At 68.2% G+C, this 23,146-nt stretch carries 22 protein-coding genes; 11 read left to right on the forward strand and 11 right to left on the reverse strand.

What is annotated here, in order from left to right; genetic code table 11:
• Positions 1 to 12 precede the first annotated feature (12 nt).
• The 5 genes from SKC42_RS00615 (at position 13) to SKC42_RS00635 (ending at position 5,126) form a co-directional block, all read left to right on the forward strand.
• Positions 13 to 231 (forward strand): hypothetical protein, encoded by a 219-nt coding sequence (locus tag SKC42_RS00615; RefSeq protein ID WP_330962399.1) that lies wholly within the window; start codon positions 13 to 15, stop codon positions 229 to 231.
• 73 nt (positions 232 to 304) lie between these two features.
• Positions 305 to 1,681, forward strand: a complete 1,377-nt coding sequence (locus SKC42_RS00620) for an MFS transporter (protein WP_330962634.1) — start codon at positions 305 to 307, stop codon at positions 1,679 to 1,681.
• Between the two features lie 240 nt (positions 1,682 to 1,921).
• On the forward strand, positions 1,922 to 3,148 hold the full coding sequence (locus tag SKC42_RS00625) for an acetyl-CoA acetyltransferase (protein ID WP_330962400.1): 1,227 nt from the start codon (positions 1,922 to 1,924) through the stop codon (positions 3,146 to 3,148).
• 2 nt (positions 3,149 to 3,150) lie between these two features.
• Entirely contained in the window at positions 3,151 to 4,665 is a 1,515-nt protein-coding gene (locus tag SKC42_RS00630) for a carotenoid oxygenase family protein (protein WP_330962401.1), read from the forward strand.
• Positions 4,662 to 5,126, forward strand: a complete 465-nt coding sequence (locus SKC42_RS00635; RefSeq protein ID WP_330962402.1) for a VOC family protein — start codon at positions 4,662 to 4,664, stop codon at positions 5,124 to 5,126. Before SKC42_RS00630 ends, SKC42_RS00635 begins: the two co-directional genes overlap by 4 nt.
• Positions 5,127 to 5,150: 24 nt before the next feature.
• Here the strand turns inward: SKC42_RS00635 and SKC42_RS00640 are convergent, their stop codons facing one another.
• The 7 genes from SKC42_RS00640 to SKC42_RS00670 all read right to left on the reverse strand — a co-directional run bounded on the left by SKC42_RS00640 (position 5,151) and on the right by SKC42_RS00670 (position 12,373).
• On the reverse strand, positions 5,151 to 5,576 hold the full coding sequence (locus tag SKC42_RS00640) for a hypothetical protein (protein WP_330962403.1): 426 nt from the start codon (positions 5,574 to 5,576) through the stop codon (positions 5,151 to 5,153).
• Between the two features lie 229 nt (positions 5,577 to 5,805).
• Positions 5,806 to 6,279 carry a type II toxin-antitoxin system Rv0910 family toxin gene (locus tag SKC42_RS00645; protein ID WP_330962404.1) on the reverse strand — a complete coding sequence of 158 codons (474 nt, stop codon included), beginning with the start codon at positions 6,277 to 6,279 and terminating at the stop codon, positions 5,806 to 5,808.
• 5 nt (positions 6,280 to 6,284) lie between these two features.
• Complete coding sequence (locus SKC42_RS00650; RefSeq protein WP_330962405.1) at positions 6,285 to 6,473, reverse strand: antitoxin; 189 nt, start codon at positions 6,471 to 6,473, stop codon at positions 6,285 to 6,287.
• A gap of 34 nt (positions 6,474 to 6,507) precedes the next feature.
• A complete protein-coding gene (locus SKC42_RS00655) occupies positions 6,508 to 8,907 on the reverse strand; it encodes a cation-translocating P-type ATPase (RefSeq protein ID WP_330962406.1) in 2,400 nt (799 codons plus the stop codon).
• The gene (locus SKC42_RS00660) at positions 8,904 to 10,487 is read right to left on the reverse strand and encodes a serine hydrolase (protein ID WP_330962407.1); all 1,584 of its coding nucleotides are present in this window, start codon (positions 10,485 to 10,487) and stop codon (positions 8,904 to 8,906) included. The genes SKC42_RS00655 and SKC42_RS00660 overlap by 4 nt, the downstream gene beginning before the upstream one ends.
• A gap of 30 nt (positions 10,488 to 10,517) precedes the next feature.
• On the reverse strand, positions 10,518 to 11,636 hold the full coding sequence (locus SKC42_RS00665) for an MBL fold metallo-hydrolase (RefSeq protein WP_330962408.1): 1,119 nt from the start codon (positions 11,634 to 11,636) through the stop codon (positions 10,518 to 10,520).
• A 5-nt stretch (positions 11,637 to 11,641) separates the two neighbouring features.
• On the reverse strand, positions 11,642 to 12,373 hold the full coding sequence (locus SKC42_RS00670; protein ID WP_330962409.1) for an enoyl-CoA hydratase: 732 nt from the start codon (positions 12,371 to 12,373) through the stop codon (positions 11,642 to 11,644).
• A 27-nt stretch (positions 12,374 to 12,400) separates the two neighbouring features.
• On the opposite strand from SKC42_RS00670, the gene SKC42_RS00675 reads away from it, so the two are divergent.
• A complete protein-coding gene (locus SKC42_RS00675; protein WP_330962410.1) occupies positions 12,401 to 13,873 on the forward strand; it encodes a carboxyl transferase domain-containing protein in 1,473 nt (490 codons plus the stop codon).
• A 95-nt stretch (positions 13,874 to 13,968) separates the two neighbouring features.
• Here SKC42_RS00675 and SKC42_RS00680 read toward each other — a convergent pair whose 3' ends face one another.
• Positions 13,969 to 14,520 (reverse strand): TetR/AcrR family transcriptional regulator, encoded by a 552-nt coding sequence (locus SKC42_RS00680; RefSeq protein ID WP_330962411.1) that lies wholly within the window; start codon positions 14,518 to 14,520, stop codon positions 13,969 to 13,971.
• 106 nt (positions 14,521 to 14,626) lie between these two features.
• Between SKC42_RS00680 and SKC42_RS00685 the strand changes: the two genes are divergently transcribed.
• From SKC42_RS00685 to SKC42_RS00695, 3 genes are all read left to right on the forward strand, one after another.
• Complete coding sequence (locus SKC42_RS00685; protein ID WP_330962412.1) at positions 14,627 to 15,760, forward strand: FAD-dependent monooxygenase; 1,134 nt, start codon at positions 14,627 to 14,629, stop codon at positions 15,758 to 15,760.
• Between the two features lie 77 nt (positions 15,761 to 15,837).
• On the forward strand, positions 15,838 to 16,539 hold the full coding sequence (prrA, locus tag SKC42_RS00690) for a two-component system response regulator PrrA (RefSeq protein ID WP_330962413.1): 702 nt from the start codon (positions 15,838 to 15,840) through the stop codon (positions 16,537 to 16,539).
• Between the two features lie 10 nt (positions 16,540 to 16,549).
• Positions 16,550 to 17,890 (forward strand): HAMP domain-containing sensor histidine kinase, encoded by a 1,341-nt coding sequence (locus SKC42_RS00695; protein ID WP_330962414.1) that lies wholly within the window; start codon positions 16,550 to 16,552, stop codon positions 17,888 to 17,890.
• Between the two features lie 135 nt (positions 17,891 to 18,025).
• On the opposite strand, the gene arfC is transcribed toward SKC42_RS00695, so the two are convergent.
• The 3 genes from arfC to arfA are packed head-to-tail and all read right to left on the reverse strand — an operon-like array spanning position 18,026 to position 21,157.
• Entirely contained in the window at positions 18,026 to 20,053 is a 2,028-nt protein-coding gene (gene arfC / locus SKC42_RS00700) for a channel accessory protein ArfC, sunset domain variant (protein WP_330962651.1), read from the reverse strand.
• Positions 19,989 to 20,144 (reverse strand): channel accessory protein ArfB, encoded by a 156-nt coding sequence (arfB, locus tag SKC42_RS00705; RefSeq protein WP_330962415.1) that lies wholly within the window; start codon positions 20,142 to 20,144, stop codon positions 19,989 to 19,991. The genes arfC and arfB overlap by 65 nt, the downstream gene beginning before the upstream one ends.
• Before the next feature lie 11 nt (positions 20,145 to 20,155).
• A complete protein-coding gene (gene arfA, locus SKC42_RS00710; RefSeq protein WP_330962635.1) occupies positions 20,156 to 21,157 on the reverse strand; it encodes a channel-forming protein ArfA/OmpATb in 1,002 nt (333 codons plus the stop codon).
• 110 nt (positions 21,158 to 21,267) lie between these two features.
• Between arfA and SKC42_RS00715 the strand changes: the two genes are divergently transcribed.
• A complete protein-coding gene (locus SKC42_RS00715) occupies positions 21,268 to 21,531 on the forward strand; it encodes a DUF2630 family protein (protein ID WP_330962416.1) in 264 nt (87 codons plus the stop codon).
• A 26-nt stretch (positions 21,532 to 21,557) separates the two neighbouring features.
• On the forward strand, positions 21,558 to 23,096 hold the full coding sequence (locus tag SKC42_RS00720) for a phytoene desaturase family protein (RefSeq protein ID WP_442931919.1): 1,539 nt from the start codon (positions 21,558 to 21,560) through the stop codon (positions 23,094 to 23,096).
• The last annotated feature ends 50 nt before the right edge of the window (positions 23,097 to 23,146 follow it).

The raw sequence follows: 23,146 nt of genomic DNA on the forward strand, positions 1-23,146 counted from the left end.
GGAGTTGGTCCCATGAGCAATCGGACAGCCCGCCGCTTTGCGGTCCTCGTCGCCGGCGCCGGCGTTGCGCTCGTCGGGGCGGCCTGGGCCGCATACCCGGACGTCGCCACCGCCGCCCCGTCCAGCACCGGAACGTCGGCGCCGACCACGACGCCCATCCCCCTCACCCCGCTGACGCCGCCATCGACCCTCTCGGCTCCGCCCGCACCGTCGGCCCCGCCGCTCCCCTAGCCGCTCGCCACACGGCTGCGATAATCGATCAGCAGTCGGCCGAGGAGGGCAACCGGTGAATGCGCGTAACGGCATGCGGCCCACAGCAGTCGAGGGCAACGCGTATCTCCGCCGGGTGGTCGCCGCGTCGATGGCGGGTACCGTCGTCGAGTGGTACGAATTCTTCCTCTACGGCACCGCCGCCACATTGGTCTTCAGCAAGGTGTTCTTCCCGCGCGGCGGCAACGAACTCGACGCGATCCTTGCCGCGTTCGTCACGTACGCCGTCGGCTTCGCCGCCCGCCCCCTCGGCGGCCTGGTCTTCGGCCACCTCGGAGATCGCTACGGCCGCAAGAAGCTGCTTCAGTTCAGCCTGCTGCTGGTGGGAACCGCCACCTTTCTGATGGGGTGTCTTCCGACGTTTGGCCAGATCGGATACTGGGCACCCGCCCTTCTGGTGGTGCTGCGCTTCGTTCAGGGGTTCGCCGTCGGCGGTGAATGGGGCGGTGCCGTACTGCTCGTCGCGGAGCACAGCCCGAACGCCAGCCGCGGGTTCTGGGCCAGTTGGCCACAGGCGGGCGTTCCGTCAGGCAACATGCTCGCCACCGTGGTTCTGCTGGTTCTCACCGCAAAGCTCCCCGACGCCGAGTTCCTCAGCTGGGGCTGGCGCGTCGCGTTCTGGTTGTCTGCCGTCGTCGTACTGATCGGTTACTACATTCGCACCAAAGTCACCGATGCACCGATCTTCGTCGCCGCGCGGCGACAGGCCGAGGAACTCAACCACGGCAGCCTGGGCGCGATCGAGGTGCTCAAGCGCTATCCGCGCGGCGTCTTCACCGCCATGGGGCTGCGCTTCGGCGAGAACACCATGTACTACCTCGTCGTGACGTTCTCCATCACCTACTTGAAGGTGCAGGTGCACGCCAACACGACGGTGATCCTCTGGTGGCTACTCGCCGCCCACGCCGTGCACTTCGCGATCATCCCGCTGGCGGGCCGACTGAGCGACCGATTCGGAAGGCGGCCAATCTATTTCGTCGGGGCGATCAGCGCGTGCGGTTGGGGCTTTTTCGCGTTCCCAATGATGAACAGCGGCCGCGACCTCGTCATCATGTCCGCGATCGTCATCGGCCTGGTGATCCACGGCCTCATGTACGCGGTCCAGCCGGCGGCCATGGCGGAGATGTTTCCTACCCGGATGCGGTACTCGGGGGTGTCGTTCGGCTACCAGGTCACCGCGATCGTGGCGGGCTCGCTGGCACCCATCATCGCGGTCCGCCTGCTCGAGACGTACAAATCCGCGGTGCCCATTTCCTGGTACCTGGCGGCCACGGCGGCGGTCAGCGCGGTGGCCGCGTTGGTCGCCCGCGAGACGAAAGGCTGCGACCTCGCCGCCGTCGACCGCGCGGATCTGCACAGCTTCCGGCCGACGTCGGTTCTCCCCGAAAGCGAGCCGAAGGGACTTGCCTAGGCACCCGGCAGATCAGCGCCGGGGCCGCACACAGCAAAGCGGCCAAGTCGCATGTTTGCCTGCCCCCGCGGACGGTAATGATGCATGAGAGGTGCGCGCGTGGGCCGGCCTACGTGTTCACCTAGGTCCCGTCGGTTCAGCCCGAGAGCCGACGGGGCCGCCTCTTAGGGGGCTGCCGGACCATCAGACCGGTCGCGGATACGACTGACCCTGGAAACATCCAGGAGTACCGTGCGCCCTATGGATCGCGACAAAGGCGTCTGGATTCTTGGCGGCTACCAAAGCGATTTCGCGCGCAACCTCACCAGGGAAGGGCGCGACTTCGCCGCCCTGACCGCCGAGGTCGTCGACGGCACCCTAGCCGCGGCGCAGGTCGACGCCGCCGACGTCGGCGTGGTCCACGTCGCCAATGCCTTCGGCGAGATGTTCGCCGGTCAAGGGCACCTCGGGGCGATGCCGGCCACAGTCTGCGACGGACTTTGGGACGTCCCCGCCACCCGGCACGAGGCGGCGTGCGCGTCGGGCAGCGTGGCGGCGCTGGCGGCGATCGCCGACCTGCGGTCGGGTGCCTACGACACCGCGCTGGTGGTGGGTATCGAGCTCGAGAAGACGGTGCCGGGTGACACCGCGGCACAGCACCTGGGCGCCGCGGCATGGACCGGTCACGAGGGCGCCGGCGCGCGGTACCTGTGGCCGTCGATGTTCGCCGAGGTCGCCGACGAATACGACCGGCGCTACGGCTTGGACGACACCCACCTGCGGGCCATCGCGCAACTGAACTTCGCCAACGCGCGCCGCAACCCGAACGCGCAAACACGCGCCTGGACCGTCCCCGAGCCCATCACCGCTGACGACGCGACCAACCCCGTGACCGAAGGCCGGCTGCGAAGGTTCGACTGCAGCCAGATGACCGACGGCGGAGCGGGCGTCGTCCTGGTCGACGACGCCTATCTGCGCGCACATCCCGGCGCACGCCCGATCGGTCGCATCGATGGATGGGGCCATCGCACCGTCGGACTGGGCCTGCGGCAGAAACTCGACCGTTCCGCCGACCAGCCGTACGTGCTCCCCCACGTGCGCGCCGCGGTGCTCGACGCGCTGCGCCGCGCGCGGCTGAGCCTGGACGACGTCGACGGGTTCGAGGTGCACGACTGCTTCACCCCGAGCGAGTACCTGGCGATCGACCACATCGGGCTGACCGGTCCGGGTGAATCCTGGAAGGCCATCGAGAACGCGGAGATCGAGATCGGCGGCCGGCTGCCGATCAATCCCAGCGGCGGCCTCATCGGCGGCGGACACCCCGTCGGCGCGTCCGGGGTGCGGATGCTGCTCGATGCGGCCAAACAGGTCAGCGGCACGGCCGGCGACTACCAGGTCGACGGCGCCGAGTCCTTCGGCACCCTCAACTTTGGTGGCAGCACCGCCACCACGGTCAGTTTCGTCGTGAGTAGCACCAGGGGTTCCTGACCATGAACGTGGAAATCTTCGGGAAGTTCCTGTCCACGCTGCCCGAAGACGACGACCATCCCTACCGAACCGGCCCGTGGCGTCCCCAGACCACCGAATGGGACGCCGACGACCTCACCGCGGTGGAGGGAGAAATTCCGCGGGATCTGGACGGCGTCTACCTCCGCAACACCGAGAACCCACTGCACCCGGCGTTCAAGACCTATCACCCGTTCGACGGGGACGGCATGCTGCACGTCGTCGGTTTCCGCGATGGAAAAGCCTGCTATCGCAACCGGTTTATCCGCACCGAGGGCTTCCTCGCCGAGAACGAGGCCGGGGGGCCCCTATGGCCCGGTTTGGCCGAGCCGGTTCAGCTGGCCCGGCGCAAAGACGGCTGGGGCGCGCGCACCCTGATGAAGGACGCCTCGAGCACCGACGTCATCGTGCACCGTGGTGTCGCACTCACCAGCTTCTATCAGTGCGGCGATCTCTACCGGGTGGACCCGTACTCGGCGGAAACCCTGGGCAAGGAGACGTGGGGCGGGAGCTTCCCCGCCGCCTGGGGCGTGTCCGCGCATCCCAAGGTGCATCCGAGAACCGGCGAACTGCTGTTCTTCAGCTACAGCAAGGAAGACCCCTACATGCGCTACGGCGTCGTCGACGACGCCGACGAACTGGCGCACTACGTCGACATCCCGCTGCCCGGGCCACGGCTGCCCCACGACATGGCCTTCACCGAAAACTACGTGATCCTCAACGATTTCCCACTGTTCTGGGATCCGGGGTTGCTCGCGCACGACGTGCATCTGCCGCGCTTCTATCCCGACACCCCGTCCCGTTTCGCGGTGCTCCCGCGCCGGGGTGGGACCGAGGACATTCGGTGGTTCGAGGCCGACCCCACTTTCGTGCTGCACTTCACCAACGCCTACGAGGACGGCGACGAGATCGTCCTCGACGGCTTCTTCGAGGGCGACCCCTCCCCGCTGGACACCGGTGGAACCAAGTGGGAGAAGCTTTTCCGTTTCCTGGCCCTCGACCGGCTGCAGACGCGACTGCACCGGTGGCGGTTCAACCTGGTGACCGGCGGGGTCAAGGAGGAGCGACTATCCGAGTCGATCACCGAGTTCGGCACGATCAACCCCGATTACGCCGCCACCGACTACCGGTATGCCTATGCGGCCACCGGCAAACCGGGATGGTTCCTGTTCGACGGCTTGGTCAAGCACGACCTGCGCACCGGCGGCCAGCAGGAGTTCCCGTTCGGCGACGGTGTCTACGGGAGCGAAACCGCGATGGCCCCGCGGGTGGGCTCCCGCGGCGAAGACGACGGCTACCTGGTCACCCTCATTACCGACATGAATGACGATGCGTCGTACTGCGCCGTGTTCGACGCCGCGCGGATCGAGGACGGCCCGGTGTGCAAACTGCGATTGCCGGAACGGATTTCCAGCGGAACCCATTCAACCTGGGCGCCCGGCGCGCAACTTCGGCGCTGGGAGCGTGCCGATTCGGCGGCCGCTGCCGTGGGCCTGTGACGCCCCCCGGCCGGCGACCCCGGAATACGCACTGGCCCGCGAGCCTGGCCTCGATCGGCGCCATCCGCTTCGCGCGGCGATCGGGCAATTTTGCCGAGGCGGTGCGGTTCTACCGGGACCTGGTGGGGCTGCCGCTCTACGAAACCTTCCGAGCCAGCTACGGGAGCAGCGGGGCGATATTCGGGCTGCCCAGCTGGAACCTGACGCTGGAAATCGTCGAATCCACCGGTCCCGTCGCGGCGGTCGAGCACGACCAGCTGTGCCTGTATTTCCCGGACCAGCAGGCCCGGGACGCGGCGATTGACCGGCTGCGGGCCGCGGGCACCGAGCCCGTCGACCAGCACCCGTATTGGGCGGCGATGGGCGCGGTCACCTACCGCGATCCGGACGGCCGCGAAGTCGTGTTCGCGCCCTTCGTCTACGGCGTGAACGAGCCGGGCGCCAGCGGCACGTCGGGCTAACACGAATTCCCGTCGGCCTGGCTGTCACCGCCTCCTGGCCAGGGCGGCGACGACGGCCGCGACCGAGCACACCGCCGCGCACGCCGCGGCGACTGCGCCCACGTAGAGCCCGTATTCGGCGGACACCGGCGGGTTGACGTTCAGCTTGTAATACCACGCCGCGAGCGCCACGATGAGCAGCGAAACGACCAGCGCCGCAACGGAAGCGATCCTGACGGAGAGCCCGCGGCCGACCATCGCACCGACCACCAGCAGCGTCGAGGACAGCAACACGATGAGTTGACCCGCGCCGAATCCATGCGGCAGCTGCAGACTGCCATGGGTGCCGCCGATGGCGTTGGCCCAGCCCCCGCCGTTGACCCCGGTCGTCAGCCAGGGCAACCAGGCGCTGGCCGAGATGATCAGGGCGAGGAGCGCCACGAGCCAACCGGGGCTCAGTCGGCGAATCATGTTGTGAGATTAGCTGAGTGGTCCGCCGGCCGGGTGACCGAAGCGCACGCCGAGCGTGTCGCGCATCGCCCCGTTCACCCCGGGCGCCGTCTGTCACGCTGAGCGGCCGCTGGTCGGCCCCGACAAACCCCCGCCACGACAAATCAACGGTTGCGGCGACACACCGAGACGGACCGCAGTAGATGCTGTTTGGCGAGCCGGGCCGGTTGAGAGCGGGCGGCTCTCGGCGTCAGTGCCGCAGACCGCCGCTGCCGTTCGTGCTCGGATCGGGCCGGGTGAAGACCGTGACGAAGTTTTGCAGCGACTGATTGATGTCGCTGCGCAGCGCGGCGGCGACGATCATGCCGATCGGCCCGAACAGCGCCGGACCGCCGAGGTGCACGTCGAAGCCGACGACGGAGCCCTCCTGGCTGGGCTGGATCTTGGCCATGAGTTTGACCTTGACGCCGCCGACACCGTCACCGTTGAGGGTCATGCCCTCCGGCGGCTTGTAGCGCACCACGGTCCACTTGATGCGGTTGTACATGCCCTTGACCTCGACGATCGACTCGACGACCGTCCCCTTGCCGATGTCGTCGGGCAGCGTGCTGCGCCACACCTTGTGGATGGTCAGCCACTCCTTGTACCGGGAGAGGTCGGAGGCGTGCTGCCAGGCGACCTCGGGCGGCAGCGGGACGTCGATGGAGCCGGAAAGTTTGGCCATGGCCTTTAGCCCTGCTGCTCGCCCGGCGCGGCGGAGTCGGCAGCCTTCTTGGCTTGTTCCTGCACCTTGTGGATGGTGTCGGTGTATTTGCCTTGCGTCTTGTCGTCGACGAACTCGCCGGCCTTGTCGATTGCCATCTCGACCTTGTCGGCGTTCTGCGCCAACAGGTCCTTCGCCCTGTCCAGGAATCCCACCGCTGCACCCCTTCCCCGAGGATCCTGGGAGATCTTACTGGTCCCCTCTCACGGGCTCACGCCACAACCGCGGCCGCACGCCGAGCGTCCTGGCCCGGACCCACCAGAGTGCCTCGATCACCGCGGCGCCCGCCGCGCCGATGCCCAGCGCCCCCAAGGTCACCGCCACATTGGACGGGTCGAGCAAGAACTCCCGCCGCGTCAGCGGCGCGCTGAAGATCGCCACGTAGGCCAGTCCGGAGGCGACGATGAGCGCCACCCGCCACCACTGATAGGGGCGTGCCACCACCGCCAGCACCCAGAGTGCCGCCGTGAGCAACGTGATCAGGGCCGCGGTCGACGCCTGCTCCTGCTGCTGAAACGAGGCGTGGCGGCCGTGGTAGGCCACCAGGTAGGAGACGAAGGTCGCCAGGCCCACGACGAGCCCGGAAGGCAGCGCCGACGTCAGCACCCGCCGCACGAAGCCGGGATGGGCGCGTTCGTTGTTGGGCGCCAGCGACAGGATGAACGACGGGATGCCGATCGTGAACCACGCCGCGATTGTGACGTGAATCGGCTGAAACGGATACAGCAGGGGATCGGCTCTGAGCGGCTTTGCGAGCAGGCACTCCATTCCCACAAAGAACGCCAACAGTACCGAGTACACCGTCTTGGTGAGGAACAGGTTGGCGACGCGCTCGATGTTGCCGATCACGCGCCGGCCCTCGCCGACCACATACGGCAGGGTGGCAAACCTGTTGTCCAGCAGCACGATCTGCGCCACCGCACGCGACGCGGGGCTGCCGGCCCCCATCGCCACGCCGATGTCGGCGTCCTTGAGGGCCAACACGTCGTTGACGCCGTCCCCGGTCATCGCGACATTGTGTCCGCGCGATTGCAGGGCATGCACGATCGCGCGCTTCTGGTCCGGCCGCACCCTACCGAAGGTGGTATGGGTTTCCAGCGCCTCGGCCAAGAGGGCCGGCTCGGCGGGGAGCCCGCGCGCGTCCATCGTCTCCCCACGCAGCCCGAGCTGGGCGGCGACGGCGCCGACCGACACCGCGTTGTCGCCGGAGATCACCTTCACCGAAACCCCCTGTTCGGCAAAATAATCCAGAGTCTGGCCAGCATCCGGCCGCACCTTTTGCTCCAGCACGACGAGCGCGGCGGGGGTGACCATCCCCGGGGCGTCCGGGTCGTCGACGGGCACGTCACCAACGCCGAGCAGCAGGACGCGCAGTCCGCGCGCTCCGATCCGCTCCGCGGCTGCCGCCCCCTCTGAGGCCGGGTCGAGCAGCACGTCGGGCGCCCCGACCACCCAGTTGCCGTGGCCCCCGAAGGACACACCGCTCCACTTGGTGGCCGACTTGAACGGCGCGGTGGCGGTGGCGATCCAGCCCGGGGGCTCCGGAAACGCCTCAGCGATCGCCCGCATGCTGGCGTTGGGCCGCGGGTCGGCCGCGGCCAGGGACGCCAGCACGTCGGCGACCGCCTCCCCGCGGGTCACCGGCGTCCCGATCTCGGAGACGTCGGCGACGCGCATGCCGCTCTCGGTGAGGGTGCCGGTCTTGTCTGCGCACACCACGTCGACGCGGGCCAGCCCTTCGATGGCCGGCAATTCCTGCACCAGGCAGCGTCGCTGACCGAGCCGGATCACCCCGACCGCGAACGCGATCGAGGTCATCAGGACCAGCCCCTCGGGGACCATGGGCACCAGCGCGCCCACCATGCGCAGCACGGACTGCCGCCACCCCGCGTGCGTGGTGAACAACTGGGTGTAGATGGTGAGCAACCCGGCCGGCACCAGCAGGTAGGTGATGAACTGCAAGATCCGGTTGATGCCGTTGCGCAGTTCGGATTTCACCAGGGTGAACCGGCTGGCCTCCTCGGCCAGCTTGGCGGCGTAGGCGTCGGGACCGACTTTGGTGGCCCGATAGGCACCGGTCCCTGCGACGACGAAGCTGCCCGACATCACGGCGTCACCGAGGCCCTTCGTTATCGGGTCCGCCTCCCCGGTCAACAGCGATTCGTCGATCTCAAGGGTGGATTCCTCGACGATCGTCCCGTCGACGACAACCTGGTCACCGGGACCCAGCTCGATGATGTCGTCGAGCACCACCTCGCCGGGCGGCAGCGGTCGCGTCCCGGATTCCCTGCGCACCAGAGGTTTAGCCTGGCCGACGATCGCGAGCCGGTCCAGCGTCTGCTTGGCCCGGACCTCCTGGACCATGCCGATGACGCTGTTGGCCACGATGAGCAGGCCGAACATCCCGTTGATCAGCGAGCCCGTCGCCAACACGATGAGCAACAGCACACCGAGTATCGCGTTGATCCGGGTGAAGACGTTGGCCCGCACAATCTGGGCGACGCTGCGGGTGGCGCGCTCCCGGACGGCGTTGCTCTTGCCTTCCGCTACTCGCTGCGCTACCTCCGCATCGGTCAGCCCGGGCGTCATCGGGTGAAGGTTCCCAACTTGTCCGAGTCGAAGTACTCGAGGTTCAGCGTGTTGTTCGTGAACGTTGCCTCGGAAATCGTTCCGGGCGGCGCATTCTCGCCGGTGAGGGGAAAGGTGAAGGTGTCGCCGTCCCAGTGCGTCAGGGTGAACGTATGCCCCTTGGGTCCCATCGACAGCTGCAGCGCGTTGTCGCGCTCCGCGACGACGGCCGGGCCCCAGTAATCGTTGGCGTAGGTCCCGGCGTAGGTGTTGAGCGGCCGGGCCGCCGCGGGATTGGTGGGCGGCTGCTTGCCGACGAGCGAGCCCTCGGGGTTGTTCATCCAGGACATCGCCTGCTTGTACAGGCCGCCCCAGTCCTCCCGAATCTCGCCATACTGCACCAGATCCATGAACTCGGCGGTAAGGGCCTCCGGCACGCCGATGGGCGCGGCGTTGGTCAAGGCGACGATGGCCAGGTCCTCGGCGGGCATGACCACGAAATTGGTGGCGGCGCCCTCAGCGAAAGCGCCCGAGTGGCTGTACTCGGTGCGCCCCGACGAGGTGACCGAAACGTTGAACCCGTAACCGTAAGCTCCGGGACGGCCCTTCGGCGTCTTCGGGGGCACCGAGACGACTTGCGTAGTGACGGCGGGTAGCAGCGCCTCCGGCGACGCGATCCGCTGACCGTTGTACGTTCCGTTGCCCAGCAACATGATCAGCCAGCGCGCCACATCGTTGACCGATGAGCTGACGCCACCCGCCGGCGTTTGAGGATCCGGGTCGCGCTGGAAACGGGGCTCCCACTTGTCCCCCACCTTGACATGGTTAACCGCACGGTTGGCCCTGGCGAGGAAGTCGGCGAACCGCGAACTCGTGGAAGCCATCCCCAACGGCCGGTACAGCACCTCGTCGGACAGGTCTTCCCACGATTTCCCGGCCGCGGACGCAGCAGTCTCGGCGGCGGCGGTGACACCGTAATTGGTGTAGGCGTAGCTGATTCGGAAGGGCGCCAGCGCAAGGTATTTGAGTCGTTCGAGTGTCTGCCGACGGCCGTATCCGAGGTCCTCGAGCTTGTCGCCGGCGTGGTCGGGCAGCCCGGAGCGATGCGAGTACAGGTCACCGACGGTCACGCGCCCGGTGACGTAGGGATCGCTGAGGGCGAACCACGGCAGCTGGGAAACCACGGGGGTGTCCCACGACACCGCCTTCTCGGTGACCTCATGCGCCACGACCGTCGCACCAACCGATTTCGACACCGAGGCCAACTGAAAGACGGTGTCGGCGTCGACGTTGTTGTCGGGACCATTGCCTTTGCCCGTGTCCTTGACACCGAATCCCTTGGTGTAAACCGTCTTTCCGCCATGGACCACGGCGACGGCCATCCCCGGGATACCGGTGCTTCTCATCAGGTCCCCAACCAGACCGTCGAGCTTCGACACGGCGTCGTCGATGCGGGCGGGCGGAATCCCGACACCCGAGACCTCGTTGGGGGGCGCGTCGGACAGCGTGGATGGCGGGGTGGCGACCGGCTCGACGTGCCCGCATCCGGTCGACCCGAGCATAATCACGGCGACCGTGGCCGACACCGCGCGTTTCGTCATGGCCGCACTTTAGCCCGGCCCATCAGCGATTCAGAGCCGCCACCACGGATGGGACTTCAGCGGCCCGGCGGGGTCGATGCGCTGACCGGGCACCGGGACGGCCACGTTGACCTGAGCGGGCCCGGCCGCCCGGAGCAGCCGTTCGACGGGCTCGGCCCACGGGTGCGGCGCAAGCCGGAAGGTGCCCCAGTGGATCGGCATCAGCAGCCCCGATCCGGAGTCGGTGACGTCCAGGTGGGCCCGGACCGCTTCCTCGGGATTCATGTGGACGTCCGGCCAGGCGGTGTTGTAGGCACCGATGGGCAGCAGCGTCAGGTCGAACGGTCCATGGTCGGCGCCGATCTGGGCGAAGCTCTTGGTGTAGCCGGTGTCGCCCCCGAAATACGCGCGGTGGCTCGGGCCGATGAACGCCCAGGACGCCCACAGTGTGGTATTGCGGTCGACGAAGCGGCCCGAAAAGTGGCGCGCGGGCATGCAAATCAGCGTCAGCTCGTCGACCCGCGCGCTGTGGTGCCAGTCCAGCTCGACGATGCGATGCTCGGGGATGCCCCAGGCGCGCAGGTGGGCGCCGACCCCGAGCGGCACGAAGAAGGGGGCGCGCTGTGTCTCAGTCAACGCGAGGACCGTGTCGATGTCGAGGTGGTCGTAGTGGTCGTGGCTGATGACCACGGCATCGACCGCCGGCAGACTCTCCAGTTGCACGGGCGGCGGGTGCAACCGCTGGGGCCCCACGATGTCCGACGGTGAGCATCGGTTGCTCCACACCGGGTCGGTGAGGATTCGATATCCGTCCACCTCCAGCAGCGCGGTCGAATGGCCGAACCAGCTGGCGGCGAGTCGGCTGGCGTCACCGTCGTAAATCGCGGGCGCGGCCAATGGGATCGGGGCGCCCGGGCGGCTCCCTCCGCGATTACCGATCAACTCCCACACGATGAGCTGCAGTTGCTCGCGATCCATCTTGTAGATCGAGGCGGGGTCGAGGTTGACGAAGACGCCGTCGCGATAGTGGGGCGACCCCTCCGCGACCGCACGGATCGACGTTGGGTCGGCGCCCAGGGCGGCCGGCGCACCGTGCAGCGCCCGCACCAACCAGCTCCCGGCTGCCAGTGAGGCGGTGCCGGCGGCCAGTCGAAGCGCCCCCCGGACCACGGTTGTCAGGCCCCCTGGAACTTTGGCGGCCGCTTCTCCACGCGGGCCACCTGGGCCTCGATCACGTCCTGGCTGCCCCAAGCCTTGTCGAAGAGCTCCTTGTGCTCGGGCCAGGCCTCCTCGATGGCCCCGTCGTCGTTGAGCACACGCTTGGCGTGCTGAATCGCCAGCGGCGCCAGGCCGGCGATCTCCTGCGCCCAGGCCTGGGCGTCGGCCAGCGTTCCGATGCGATTGGCCATGCCGGTCTGCAGCGCCACATCGGCGTCCAGTTTCTCCGCGGCCAGCAGCATCGCCCGGGCGCGGCCGTGGCCGACCAGCGACGAAAGCCGGCGGATGCTCCAGTTATCCAGCGCCAGGCCATATTTCGAAGTGGGGAACTGGAAGAACGCATCCGGCGCGACCACCCGTAGATCGCATTGCATGGCCAGTTGCAGGCCGGCGCCGATGGCGGGACCGTTGATGGCGCCGATCACCGGTACCGGTGTGGCGTCCAGGGCCTTGTGCAGCTCGATGAGCCGGTCAGGGTAGTCCGCGGCGAACGCGTCGCCACTCAGATCCGCGCCCGCGCAGAACACCGTGCCCTGGCCGGTGAGCACGATTGCGCGCGTGGCCCCGTCGTCGGCCTTCTGGATGGCCTCCCGCAGCTCCTCGACGAGCTCGGAATTCAAGGCGTTGCGGCGCTCCGGGCGCTGCAACTCGATGGTCATAACGGCCCCGGCCTGGGTGATACCGATCATGGCAGCCAGCCTATATAGCCTCGTGGCGTGCGTCGTATCACGGCTGGCCAACTGCGGGACGCGGTACTGGACGAGGGATCCTTCGTCAGCTGGGACAGCGAGCCCCTGGCGATTCCGACATCGGATTTCTACGCGCGGGATCTAGCGGACGCACGGACGGCCACCGGCCTGGACGAAGCGGTGCTCACCGGCGAGGGGCGCCTCTTCGGGCGTCGCGTGGCCGTCGTGGTGTGCGAGTTCAGCTTTCTCGGCGGTTCGATCGGGGTGGCGGCCGCCGAGCGGATCACCGACGCCGTGCAGCGGGCGACAGCCGAGGGCCTGCCGCTGCTGGCGTCGCCGAGCTCCGGCGGCACCCGCATGCAGGAAGGCACGGTGGCCTTCCTGCAGATGGTCAAGATTGCCGCGGCCGTCAGGCTGCACAAGCGGGCGCACTTGCCGTACGTCGTGTACCTTCGCAACCCCACCACCGGCGGGGTGTTCGCGTCCTGGGGCTCGTTGGGGCACGTCACCCTCGCCGAGCCGGGCGCACTGATCGGCTTCCTCGGCCCCCGGGTATACCGGCTGCTCTACGGCGAACCCTTCCCCGAGGGCGTCCAGACCGCCGAGAACCTGGAGCGCCACGGGGTGATCGACGCCGTATTGCCGGTCGACCACCTGCGCCCGACACTGGACCGCGCGCTCAGGGTGATCGCCGACCCACCCGGGCCGCTGCCCGCGCAGCCTCCACCCGAGCCCTTCCCCGACGTGCCGGCGTGGGATTCCGTGGTGGCGTCGCGGCGACCCGACCGGCCGGGTGTGGGGCTGTTATTGCGGCACGGCGCCACCGACGTGGTGCTGCTGTCGGGCACCGAGGAGGGCGAAGCGGCAACGACGCTGCTGGCACTGGCGCGGTTCACCGGCCAGCCCGCCGTGGTGCTGGGGCAGCAGCGGGTGACCGGCGGGATCGTCGGGCCCGCATCACTGCGCGAGGCCCGGCGCGGTATGGCGCTGGCGGCCGAGCTGCGCCTGCCGCTAGTCCTGGTCATCGACACCGCGGGACCCGCCCTCTCCGCGGAGGCCGAGCAGGGGGGCCTCGCCGGCCAGATCGCCCAGTGCCTGGCCGAATTGGTGACCCTGGACACCCCGACGGTGTCGGTGCTCCTGGGCCAGGGCAGCGGAGGCCCGGCGCTGGCGATGGTGCCGGCCGATCGGGTGCTGGCCGCGCTGCATGGCTGGCTCGCGCCCCTGCCACCCGAGGGCGCCAGCGCGATCGTCTACCGCGACACCGAGCATGCACCGGAATTGGCTGCGGCACAGGGGATTCGGTCGGTTGACCTGCTGGCGAGCGGAATCGTCGACGCCATTGTTCCCGAACACCCCGACGCGGCGGACGAGCCGGTCGAGTTCTGCCAGCGACTGTCCCACGCCATTGCCGCGGAAGTGCACGCGCTGCGCGGCATGCCCGCCGCCGAACGGCTGGCGGCGCGATTGCAGCGCTACCGGCGGATCGGATTGCCCTGACGGCGAGGTCCGCCGACCGTGCCCGCCGGGTCCACGACACGTAAACCACGCACACGACACGCCGGGCGGAGTCGCGGTGGTTTACGTCTCGCGGCTCAGCCGTCCGGCAATCCGAGGTAGCGCTGAATCGTCGGGCCGAGCCACTCCACGATCTCGTCGCGGGTCATGTCGACGACGGGCGGCAACTTCAGGACGAAGCGACACCACGCCATGCCGAGGATCTGACTGGCGATCAAACCCGCGCGCTTCGCGGACTCCCCCCGGCCCACCACCGAGGCGACCAGCGGCTCGAGTTGGGTCCCGAAAATGCCGTGCATCCGTTGCGCGGCTTCGGTGTTGGTCGCACTCGATCGCAGGAGGATCACCAGCGGCTCGTCCCCTTCCCAGCGTTCGAGGAAGTGCCGCACCATCGTCTGCCCGACCTGCGTCGGGTCCATCGTCGCCACGTCCGGGAATCGCAGATCGAAGTCGGCCGCGGCCGCGAACAGCTTGTCCTTGCTGCCGTAGTAGCGCATCACCATGGCGGGGTCCACCCCGGCGTCGGCGGCGATCGCGCGGATCGTCGCGCCCTGGAATCCGACGGCGCCGAACCGCTCACGGGCCGCCGCGAGGATGGCGGCTTTGGTCAGATCGGACGAGCGCCTCATGTCAACAATTGTAGGCCAACAACTGTTGACTTTAGGCGAGGACCGGACCACCATGGGGTGTATGTCAACAAACGTTGACATATCTATCCGAGAGGAGACGAGCGCCATGAAAGACACCGATGTCCTGGTGGTGGGCGCCGGTCCTACCGGCCTCACACTGGCCGCGTCGCTCATCGCGCGGGGAGTCCGTGCCGTCGTGGTCGACGAGTTGCCCGCGGGCGCGAACACGTCCCGGGCGGCGGCGGTGAATGCCCGCACCCTGGAAGTCCTCGAGGACCTCGACGTGTCCAGGCGAATGGTCAAAGCAGGGCTGATCGCCCCACGGTTCACCATGCGGAACGGGGAACGCGTCCTCGTCCCGATCGACTTCACCGGGCTACCGGCGGAACACCCGTACACGCTGATGCTCTCGCAAGCCGACACCGAGCGCCTGCTGCGAGAGCGCCTGCACGAACTCGGCGGTGAAGTGATCCGCCCGAAGACGCTCAACAGCCTCACCCAGGACGAAGACGGCGTCGCGGCCACGTTCGACGACGGCGACACCATGCGGGCCGGCTACGTCGTCGGGGCCGACGGGATGCACAGCACGGTCCGGGATCGAGCGGGGATCGGCTTCTCCGGCGGAGATTTCGCCGAGTCGTTCACCCTCGCCGACGTCCGGCTGAGCGGTGACGCGCCACGCGACGAGGTGATCCTGTTCTGCGCCGGTGAAGGCTTCACCGTGCTCGCCCCGCTGCCCGGCGGCATCTTCCGGATCGTCGCGCCCACCGGCGACGCGCCGCAGGTACCGTCAGCGAGATTCGTTCAATCGCTGCTGGACGCCCGCGGTTTCGGGCCGGGACGCAGCGTGGTCACCGAGGTGCTGTGGGGAACCCGTTTTCGCGTCCACCATCGCGTGGCCGACAGCTATCGGTCCGGACGCCTCCTGCTGGCCGGCGACGCGGCCCATGTCCACAGCCCCGCGGGCGGCCAAGGGATGAACCTCGGCATCACCGACGCGGTCGCGCTGGCCGATGGGCTGGCCCGCGTGCTCGGCGGAGGATCCGAAGCAGTGTTGGACACGTACAGCTCCACCCAGCGAGAGCGTGCACAACGGGTTCTGAAGCTGACCGGGCGGCTCACCCGCGTCGCGACACTGCCGCGTCCGCTGCGCCCCGTCCGCAACGCGGGGTTGGGTCTGGCCGGGGCGGTCCCCGCCGTGCGACGACAGCTTGCGCTTCAACTGAGCGGGCTCGGTTAGCCCGGTTCCCCCGCGAGCCGCGCGACTTGGCGGCCGACCTCCCACTCAGATCGGCGGCAATCAGGCAAAATGGCGGCATGGACTCTGGAGTGACCTCACCGCGGGTCTTGGTCGTCGACGACGACTCCGACGTGCTCGCGTCATTGGAGCGCGGCCTGCGCCTGTCCGGATTCGAGGTCTCGACGGCAGTCGACGGCGCCGAGGCCTTGCGCAGCGCCACCGAGACGCGGCCGGACGCGATCGTGCTCGACATCAACATGCCCGTTCTGGACGGCGTGAGTGTTGTGACCGCGCTGAGGGCCATGGACAACGACGTGCCCGTCTGCGTGCTCAGCGCGCGCAGCTCGGTCGACGACCGGGTGGCCGGCCTGGAAGCGGGCGCCGACGACTACCTGGTGAAGCCGTTCGTGCTGGCCGAATTGGTGGCGCGGGTGAAGGCCCTGCTGCGCCGCCGCGGCGCGACGGCCACCTCGTCCTCGGAGACCATCGCGGTCGGCCCGCTGGAAGTGGACATCCCTGGCCGGCGCGCCCGGGTGAACGGCGTGGACGTCGACCTCACCAAGCGCGAATTCGACCTGCTGGCGGTGCTGGCCGAGCACAAGACCGCGGTGCTGTCCCGCGCGCAGCTGTTGGAGCTGGTGTGGGGGTACGACTTCGCCGCCGACACCAACGTCGTCGACGTATTCATCGGATACCTGCGCCGCAAACTGGAGGCCAACGGGGGCCCGCGGCTGCTGCACACCGTTCGCGGAGTCGGGTTCGTGCTGCGAATGCAGTGACCGAACGGCCATGAACGTCCTGTCTCGGATCTTCGCCCGCACGCCTTCGTTGCGGACCAGGGTGGTGGTCGCGACGGCCATCGGCGCCGCGATTCCGGTGCTGATCGTGGGAACCGTCGTCTGGGTCGGGATCACCAACGACCGCAAGGAGCGATTGGACCGCCGTCTCGACGAGGCCGCCGGCTTCGCGATCCCGTTCCTGCCCCGCGGGCTCGGCGAAATACCGCGCTCGCCCAACGACAACGACGCCATCATGACCGTGCGTCGCGGCGATCTGGTGAAGTCGAATTCCGACGTCACACTGCCGAAGCTCAATGTGGACTACGCCGACACCTACGTCGGCGGCGTGCGTTACCGGGTGCGCACGGTAGAGATTCCGGGGCCCGAGCCTTCGTCGCTCGCCGTGGGCGCGACTTACGACGCCACGCTCGCCGAAACCAACAACCTGCATCGGCGGGTCCTGCTGATCTGTGGGTTCGCCATCGCCGCCGCGGCCGTGTTCGCCTGGCTGCTGGCGGCATTCGCCGTGCGGCCCTTCAAACAGCTCGCGCAGCAGACGCGGCTGATCGACGCCGGTGACGAGGCGCCGCGCGTCGAGGTGCACGGCGCCAGCGAGGCCGTCGAGATCGCCGAGGCGATGAGGGGGATGCTGCAACGCATCTGGGACGAACAGAACCGCACGAAGGAGGCGCTCGCGTCGGCCCGCGACTTCGCAGCGGTGTCCTCCCACGAGCTACGCACCCCTCTCACCGCGATGCGGACCAACCTCGAAGTCTTGTCCACCCTGGACATGACCGACGACCAGCGCAAGGAGGTGCTCAACGACGTGGTCCGCACGCAGTCCAGGATCGAGGCCACCCTGAGCGCCCTGGAGCGGCTGGCTCAGGGCGAGCTGTCGACGTCCGACGATCACGTGCCCGTCGACATCACCGAATTGCTCGACCGCGCCGCGCACGACGCCATGCGCGTGTATCCCGACCTCGACGTCGCGCTGGTGCCGTCGCCGACCTGCATCATCGTCGGACTACCCGCCGGGTTGCGCCTCGCCGTCGACAATGCGATCGCCAACGCCGTCAAACATGGTGGCGCCACCAAAGTCCAACTCTCGGCCGTGAGTTCGCGAGCTGGGGTGGAGATCACCGTTGACGACAACGGCACCGGGGTGCCCGAGCAGGAGCGCCACGTCGTGTTCGAGCGATTCTCCCGTGGATCGACGGCCTCGCATTCGGGATCGGGGTTGGGGCTGGCGCTGGTGGCCCAACAGGCTCACCTGCACGGCGGGACTGCGGCGCTGGAGAACAGCCCGCTCGGCGGCGCGCGGCTCGTGCTGCGCCTCCCGGGGCCCAGCTAGCGTCGTGAGTCGTTAATGGCGCACCACCATTTTCAGCTGTTCATCCCGCTGGTGAATACGTCGAACGTGGGGGAAAAGTAAAGATTCCCATCACTTTTCGTCCATAGGGCCCACGCTCGGAAACGACTCATGCCATTAGCGCTTCTTCGAGCTCTTACTCCAGGGCGTGAAAAGGGCACGCGCCGCTGACCGCTCGTCCTTGAACCAGACCTGAGCAACGGTGAGTTCGTAGGGCGGATCGTCGGGGGTGTAGTACAACCGGGTGTCGGTGCGGCCCTTCACCAGCCAGCCCGCCGGGCCGCCGCCGTTGACGGTGGCACGCGCGGAGCCCGGGCCGAACGGCTCGTACGGGAGCTTGCGAATCTTCTTGGTGGGCACGTCTTTCGCCGGCGGGGCCTTCTTTGCCGGCGCGCCCGTCGCGGCCGCGATCTTCTTCTCCGGCCACAGTCGTGCGGGGGGCGGCTTCTTCCCCGGCACGCCCTTGACCGGCGGAACCTTCTGCACCGGTCTCCCCCTCGCGGGCGGAGTTTTCTTCGCCGGCGGGGTCCTCTTGGCCGGGATCTTCTTGGCCGGAGGTTGCTTGACGACCGGGATCCTGACTGTGGGCGCATCGTCCGCGACCGGAATCTTTGTCGTCGGCGAATCGTCGGCGGGCGGTGCCTTCTTGCGCAGAAGCCGCGCAAGCAACGAGACCCTGGCCTTGGGTGCATCCGTCGGGACGGGAATGGCCGTCGTCGGCAGTTCATCGGCGTCGACGGTCTGCGACTTTGGTTCTTCCGCGTCGGCGTGAACGTCTGTTGTCGAGGACTTTTGGTCGGTGGAACCGTGTGTCGCCGACTCGGTCTGGGTGGGCGCCGTCGTGAAGAACTCCTCGCGAACCGAAAGCTCCTCCGCGACCGGTCCTTCGGCGGCGGCCTGGTCGTCCGCCGACGGCTCCGGCTCGACAACAGGCTCCGGCGCGGGCTCTTCTTCCGCGACCGGAACCTCCGCGGAGGCGGGCTCCTCCGCGACCGGCGCAGTCGTGAAGAACTCCTCACGAACGGCGGGTTCCTCCGCGACCGGCTCGTCGGCGTCGGGCGCCTCGCCCAACGACACGGGCTCGACAACAAAAACGACCTCGGCGACGGGCTCCTCCGCGACCGGAACCCCCGCCGCACCAGACTCGTCCTCAACCGGCGCCGCCGCGAAGAACTCCTCACGAACCGCAGGCTCTTCGGCGACCAGCTCTTCGCTGTCGATCGCCGCGCCGTCGGACAGGGGCTCCTCGCCGGCGGCGGAATCCGCCGGCGCGAGCTCATCGGCCGGTGGCTCGGACTCGCGTTCATCGGATTCCGGCAGGCCCTCGGGCTCTTCCGGAATCGGCGTGGCCGAGAACAGATCTGGCGCCGAGTCTTGCGGCTTGGACAAGAGATCGCGGGCCGCGGCGTTCGCCGCCGCGAACGGGTCCTCGAACACCCGCCTGCGCGGCGGAGGTTCCTGCTCGACGGGAATCTGCGTCGTGGGGACCGCATCCGCCGGTGGCGACGTCCCCTCGGCCGGGGCGCCGTCTTCGACAGGAATGTCCGTCTTTGTTGACTCGTCGTCGACCGGAGCCTTCGTCGTGAAGAGCTCCTCGGAGACTGCGGCGTTCGCCGCCGCGAACGGATCTTCGAACACCGGCCTGCGCGGCGGAGGTTCCTGTTCGACAGGGACCTTCACCGTGGGGGCCGCATCCGCCGGCGGTGCCGCCCCGACCGGATCCTTCGCCGCCGAGGCGCCTTCGGCGGGCTCGGCTTTCACCGCAGCGAACGCGTCCTTGGCGGCCAGCTCCTCCGGCAAGGATTCGAGCACGGCGGGAATGTGAGTCGTCGTGGGCTCGTGTTTCGCGACCGCGTTCTTCACCGCGGGTAGTGGGGCGACCTTCGTCGTCGCGAACTGGTCATCGGCCGCGCCGTCGGCGGTGAAGAGGCCGTCAACCGCCGTGGCGGTGGTGGTCGGCCACTGCGGTCGGTTCTCCCGGACTGCCGCGGCGATATGGCGTTGAACGGGACGGGCCAGCAGCACAAGGGTAAAGCTCAGCCCCATCAGGAAGGACAACCCGAACATCGACCAGTGCACGTTATTCACCGCCCCCCGGCCGTGCCGGCCCGCTCGGATCGGCGGAACCTTGTTGGTTCGAGGCACGTCTGATCACGACATTGGCGATCAAGCACGCTACGGCCGAGCCGGCCACGAATGCAATCAGGTAGCACAACCACTGAATCACGAAGCCCACGTCGAATCTCCTCAGCTCACAACGAGTTCGACTCGACGATTTCTCGCGCGACCGTCCGCCGTGTCGTTGGGCGCGACGGGATTGACCGAACCTAGGCCTTTGACGATGAGCTGGTTGGCGGCCACGCCGTGGGCTATGAGGAAGTCGGCGACCGTTTGGCCGCGCTGGGTGCTCAGCGGGATGTTCATGGCTTCGGTGCCGGAATTGTCGGTGTAACCGTTGATCGCGGCGTGCGCCGACGGGCACGCCTTGAGCTTGTCCGCGACTTGGACCAGGATCTGCTGGTCGACCGGAGTAAGGCTGAACCCGTCGTTCCCGAAGGTGATCGGACCACCCGTGACGGCATTGAGGGCTGACTGCAGATCGGCGCATTGGGCGGCGGCAGGGGGCTGGGGAAGCGCGACCTGCGGCGCGGGTTGGCCGGCACCGTTCACGCCTAACTGGTCAACGACATAGAGGTTCGACCACGTGCGCCTGGCATCACCCTCGATCGCGTTCTCCTGATCCGGCGATCCGGCGGTGCCCGCCAACGTTATGGTGTCCGCGTTGACCGTGAGCGAGAAGTCGGGAATGGACGCGCTGTCCCTGAAAACCGGCTGAGCATCGAAGAAGGCCAGCGCGACGACATTGGGGTTGATCCGGATTTGATCGATAACGTTGGTTTCCGGAGGCAGGGCGTCGTTCAGCGACCTGATCAGCGCGGCTTTCGCGGCGTTGTCCGGAAAGTCGCCGCTGATGGTTATGTCGTTGCCATTGCGAACAATTGAAAGAGGGGCCAACAACAGCTTGGGGCCACCGGCGCCGGACTGCGGTGCCAATGTCGGGAGCGGGCCGCCGGGTCCTGTCACCGTCTGAGTGCGGTCCAACGCGCCGTACCCGATCATCGCGATCAGCAAGGGTATGACAAGCACGGCGATTAACCAGGGAAGGCCCAGCGACCGGCGATAAAACTCCGGCACTTTGTTCGACTCGGCAGTCGCGTCCGCGTCCCGCAAACCGGCCTCTAAAACCACTATCGCCCCCTCCCTGATGTCGCTCGGCGCCTCCAGTTCCCGCATGCAGGCGATATGCAGCCTACCCAGTCGATCCCCGCTGCAACTCTCAAGTCGGGCACACTGGAGTGATGGGCAACGGCAAAAAACCGACCGACAGCGGGACGCTGGCATACATCCGCGACCTGGTCGCCGAGGAGAAAGCTCTTCGCGACCAGCTCCAGCAAGGCGACATCGACGCCTCGGAGGAGCATGACCGGCTCCGTCGGGTCGAGATCGAGCTGGACCAGTGCTGGGACCTGCTAAGGCAGCGTCGCGCCCTCCGCGACAGCGGCGGTGACCCGCGGGAGGCGGAGGTTCGTCCGGCGGACGAGGTCGAGGGCTACCTGAACTGAGCGAGCGTGCGCCCGAGACCGACGTCGTGATCGTCGGCGGTGGGCACAATGGGCTGGTCGCGGCCGCCTACCTGGCCCGAGCGGGGCTGCGGGTGCGGTTGCTCGAACGATTGCCGCAGGTCGGCGGCGCGGCCGTCTCAGTGCAGGCCTTCGACGGTGTCGACGTCCGGTTGTCGCGATATTCGTATCTCGTCAGCCTGCTGCCATCCCGAATCGTCGACGACCTCGCCATCGCGGTGCGGTTAGCAAAGCGGCCGTATGCGTCATACACGCCCGACCCAGCGACCGGCGGGCGCGACGGCCTGCTGATCGGGCGTTCCGGCACGTTCGCGGCGATCGGCGCGGCTGGTGACGAGCGCGGTTTCGCCGCTTTCTACCGGCGCTGCCGGCTGGTGACCGAGCGGTTGTGGCCGACGCTGCTCGAGCCGCTGCGCACCCGCGACGAGGCGTGCCGCCACGTGCTCGCTGGTGGCGACCCGGACGCGGCGGTGGCGTGGCGGGCCATGGTGGACGAGCCGATCGGGCATGCCATCGCCGAGGCGGTGGGCAGCGACCTGGTGCGGGGCGTGATCGCAACCGATGCCCTGATCGGCACCTTTGCTCGCCTGGACGACCCGGCGCTGATGCAGAACGTCTGCTTCCTGTACCACGTGCTTGGCGGGGGCAACGGTGATTGGGACGTCCCGATCGGCGGGATGGGCTCGCTGACGGCGGCCCTGGCGGCGGCGGCCCGTGACTACGGAGCCGAAATCTCCACCGGCGCAGAGGCTTACGCCGTGCAGCCGGACGGCTTGGTGCGCTTCAGCGTGGGCGACGAGGAGCGCATGATCCGAGGTCGCTTTGTCCTGTCGGCGGTGACGCCGACGGTGCTGGCCGGGCTGTTGGGCGAGCAGGCGCCGCCGTCGGCCCAGGGAGCGCAGGTCAAGGTGAACATGGTGCTGCGGCGGCTGCCGGCGCTGCGGGACGGCAATGTCACTCCCGCAGAGGCCTTCGCGGGAACGTTCCACGCCAACGAGGCGTGGACCCAGTTGGACACGGCGTATGCGCGGGCGGTGTCGGGCCGGCTACCCGACCCGTTGCCGTGCGAAGCCTACTGTCATTCCCTCACCGATCGAAGCATCCTGTCGGCCGAGCTGCGTGACTCCGGGGCGCACACGATGACGGTGTTCGGCTTACACACCCCGCACGGACTGTTCGACGACGCCGATCCCGGCGCGCTGCGGGTGCGGCTGACGGAGTCGGTGCTCACCTCGCTGAATTCGGTTCTGGCCGAACCCATTCAAGACGTACTGCTCGATGACGCGCACGGCCGTCCCTGCATCGAGACCACGACCACGCTCGATCTGCATCGCACGCTGGCGATGACCGACGGCAACATCTTCCACGGCGGACTGGCCTGGCCGTTCGCGGCGGACGACGACCCGCTCGATACCCCGGCGCGGCGCTGGGGCGTGGCCACGGCCCACGACCGCATCCTGTTGTGCGGCTCGGGCGCTCGCCGCGGCGGGGCGGTTTCGGGCATCGGCGGTCACAACGCGGCGATGGCGGTGCTGGCCTCGCTGTGATGGCCTATACCCGCCGCGAGGGTGCGTAGCTGTACGCCTTCGACGGCGTG

Origin of the sequence: Mycobacterium sp. 050134 (assembly GCF_036409085.1) — a bacterium.
Lineage (GTDB): Bacteria > Actinomycetota > Actinomycetes > Mycobacteriales > Mycobacteriaceae > Mycobacterium.

Bases quoted from the DNA above. Each gene is read 5' to 3' on its own strand.
- SKC42_RS00615 (WP_330962399.1), top strand. From the start codon at position 13: ATGAGCAATCGGACAGCCCGCCGCTTTGCGGTCCTCGTCGCCGGCGCC.
- SKC42_RS00620 (WP_330962634.1), top strand. From the start codon at position 305: ATGCGGCCCACAGCAGTCGAGGGCAACGCGTATCTCCGCCGGGTGGTC.
- SKC42_RS00625 (WP_330962400.1), top strand. From the start codon at position 1,922: ATGGATCGCGACAAAGGCGTCTGGATTCTTGGCGGCTACCAAAGCGAT.
- SKC42_RS00630 (WP_330962401.1), top strand. From the start codon at position 3,151: ATGAACGTGGAAATCTTCGGGAAGTTCCTGTCCACGCTGCCCGAAGAC.
- SKC42_RS00640 (WP_330962403.1), bottom strand. From the start codon at position 5,576: ATGATTCGCCGACTGAGCCCCGGTTGGCTCGTGGCGCTCCTCGCCCTG.
- SKC42_RS00645 (WP_330962404.1), bottom strand. From the start codon at position 6,279: ATGGCCAAACTTTCCGGCTCCATCGACGTCCCGCTGCCGCCCGAGGTC.
- SKC42_RS00655 (WP_330962406.1), bottom strand. From the start codon at position 8,907: ATGACGCCCGGGCTGACCGATGCGGAGGTAGCGCAGCGAGTAGCGGAA.
- SKC42_RS00660 (WP_330962407.1), bottom strand. From the start codon at position 10,487: ATGACGAAACGCGCGGTGTCGGCCACGGTCGCCGTGATTATGCTCGGG.
- SKC42_RS00670 (WP_330962409.1), bottom strand. From the start codon at position 12,373: ATGATCGGTATCACCCAGGCCGGGGCCGTTATGACCATCGAGTTGCAG.
- SKC42_RS00680 (WP_330962411.1), bottom strand. From the start codon at position 14,520: ATGAGGCGCTCGTCCGATCTGACCAAAGCCGCCATCCTCGCGGCGGCC.
- SKC42_RS00685 (WP_330962412.1), top strand. From the start codon at position 14,627: ATGAAAGACACCGATGTCCTGGTGGTGGGCGCCGGTCCTACCGGCCTC.
- prrA (WP_330962413.1), top strand. From the start codon at position 15,838: ATGGACTCTGGAGTGACCTCACCGCGGGTCTTGGTCGTCGACGACGAC.
- SKC42_RS00695 (WP_330962414.1), top strand. From the start codon at position 16,550: ATGAACGTCCTGTCTCGGATCTTCGCCCGCACGCCTTCGTTGCGGACC.
- SKC42_RS00715 (WP_330962416.1), top strand. From the start codon at position 21,268: ATGGGCAACGGCAAAAAACCGACCGACAGCGGGACGCTGGCATACATC.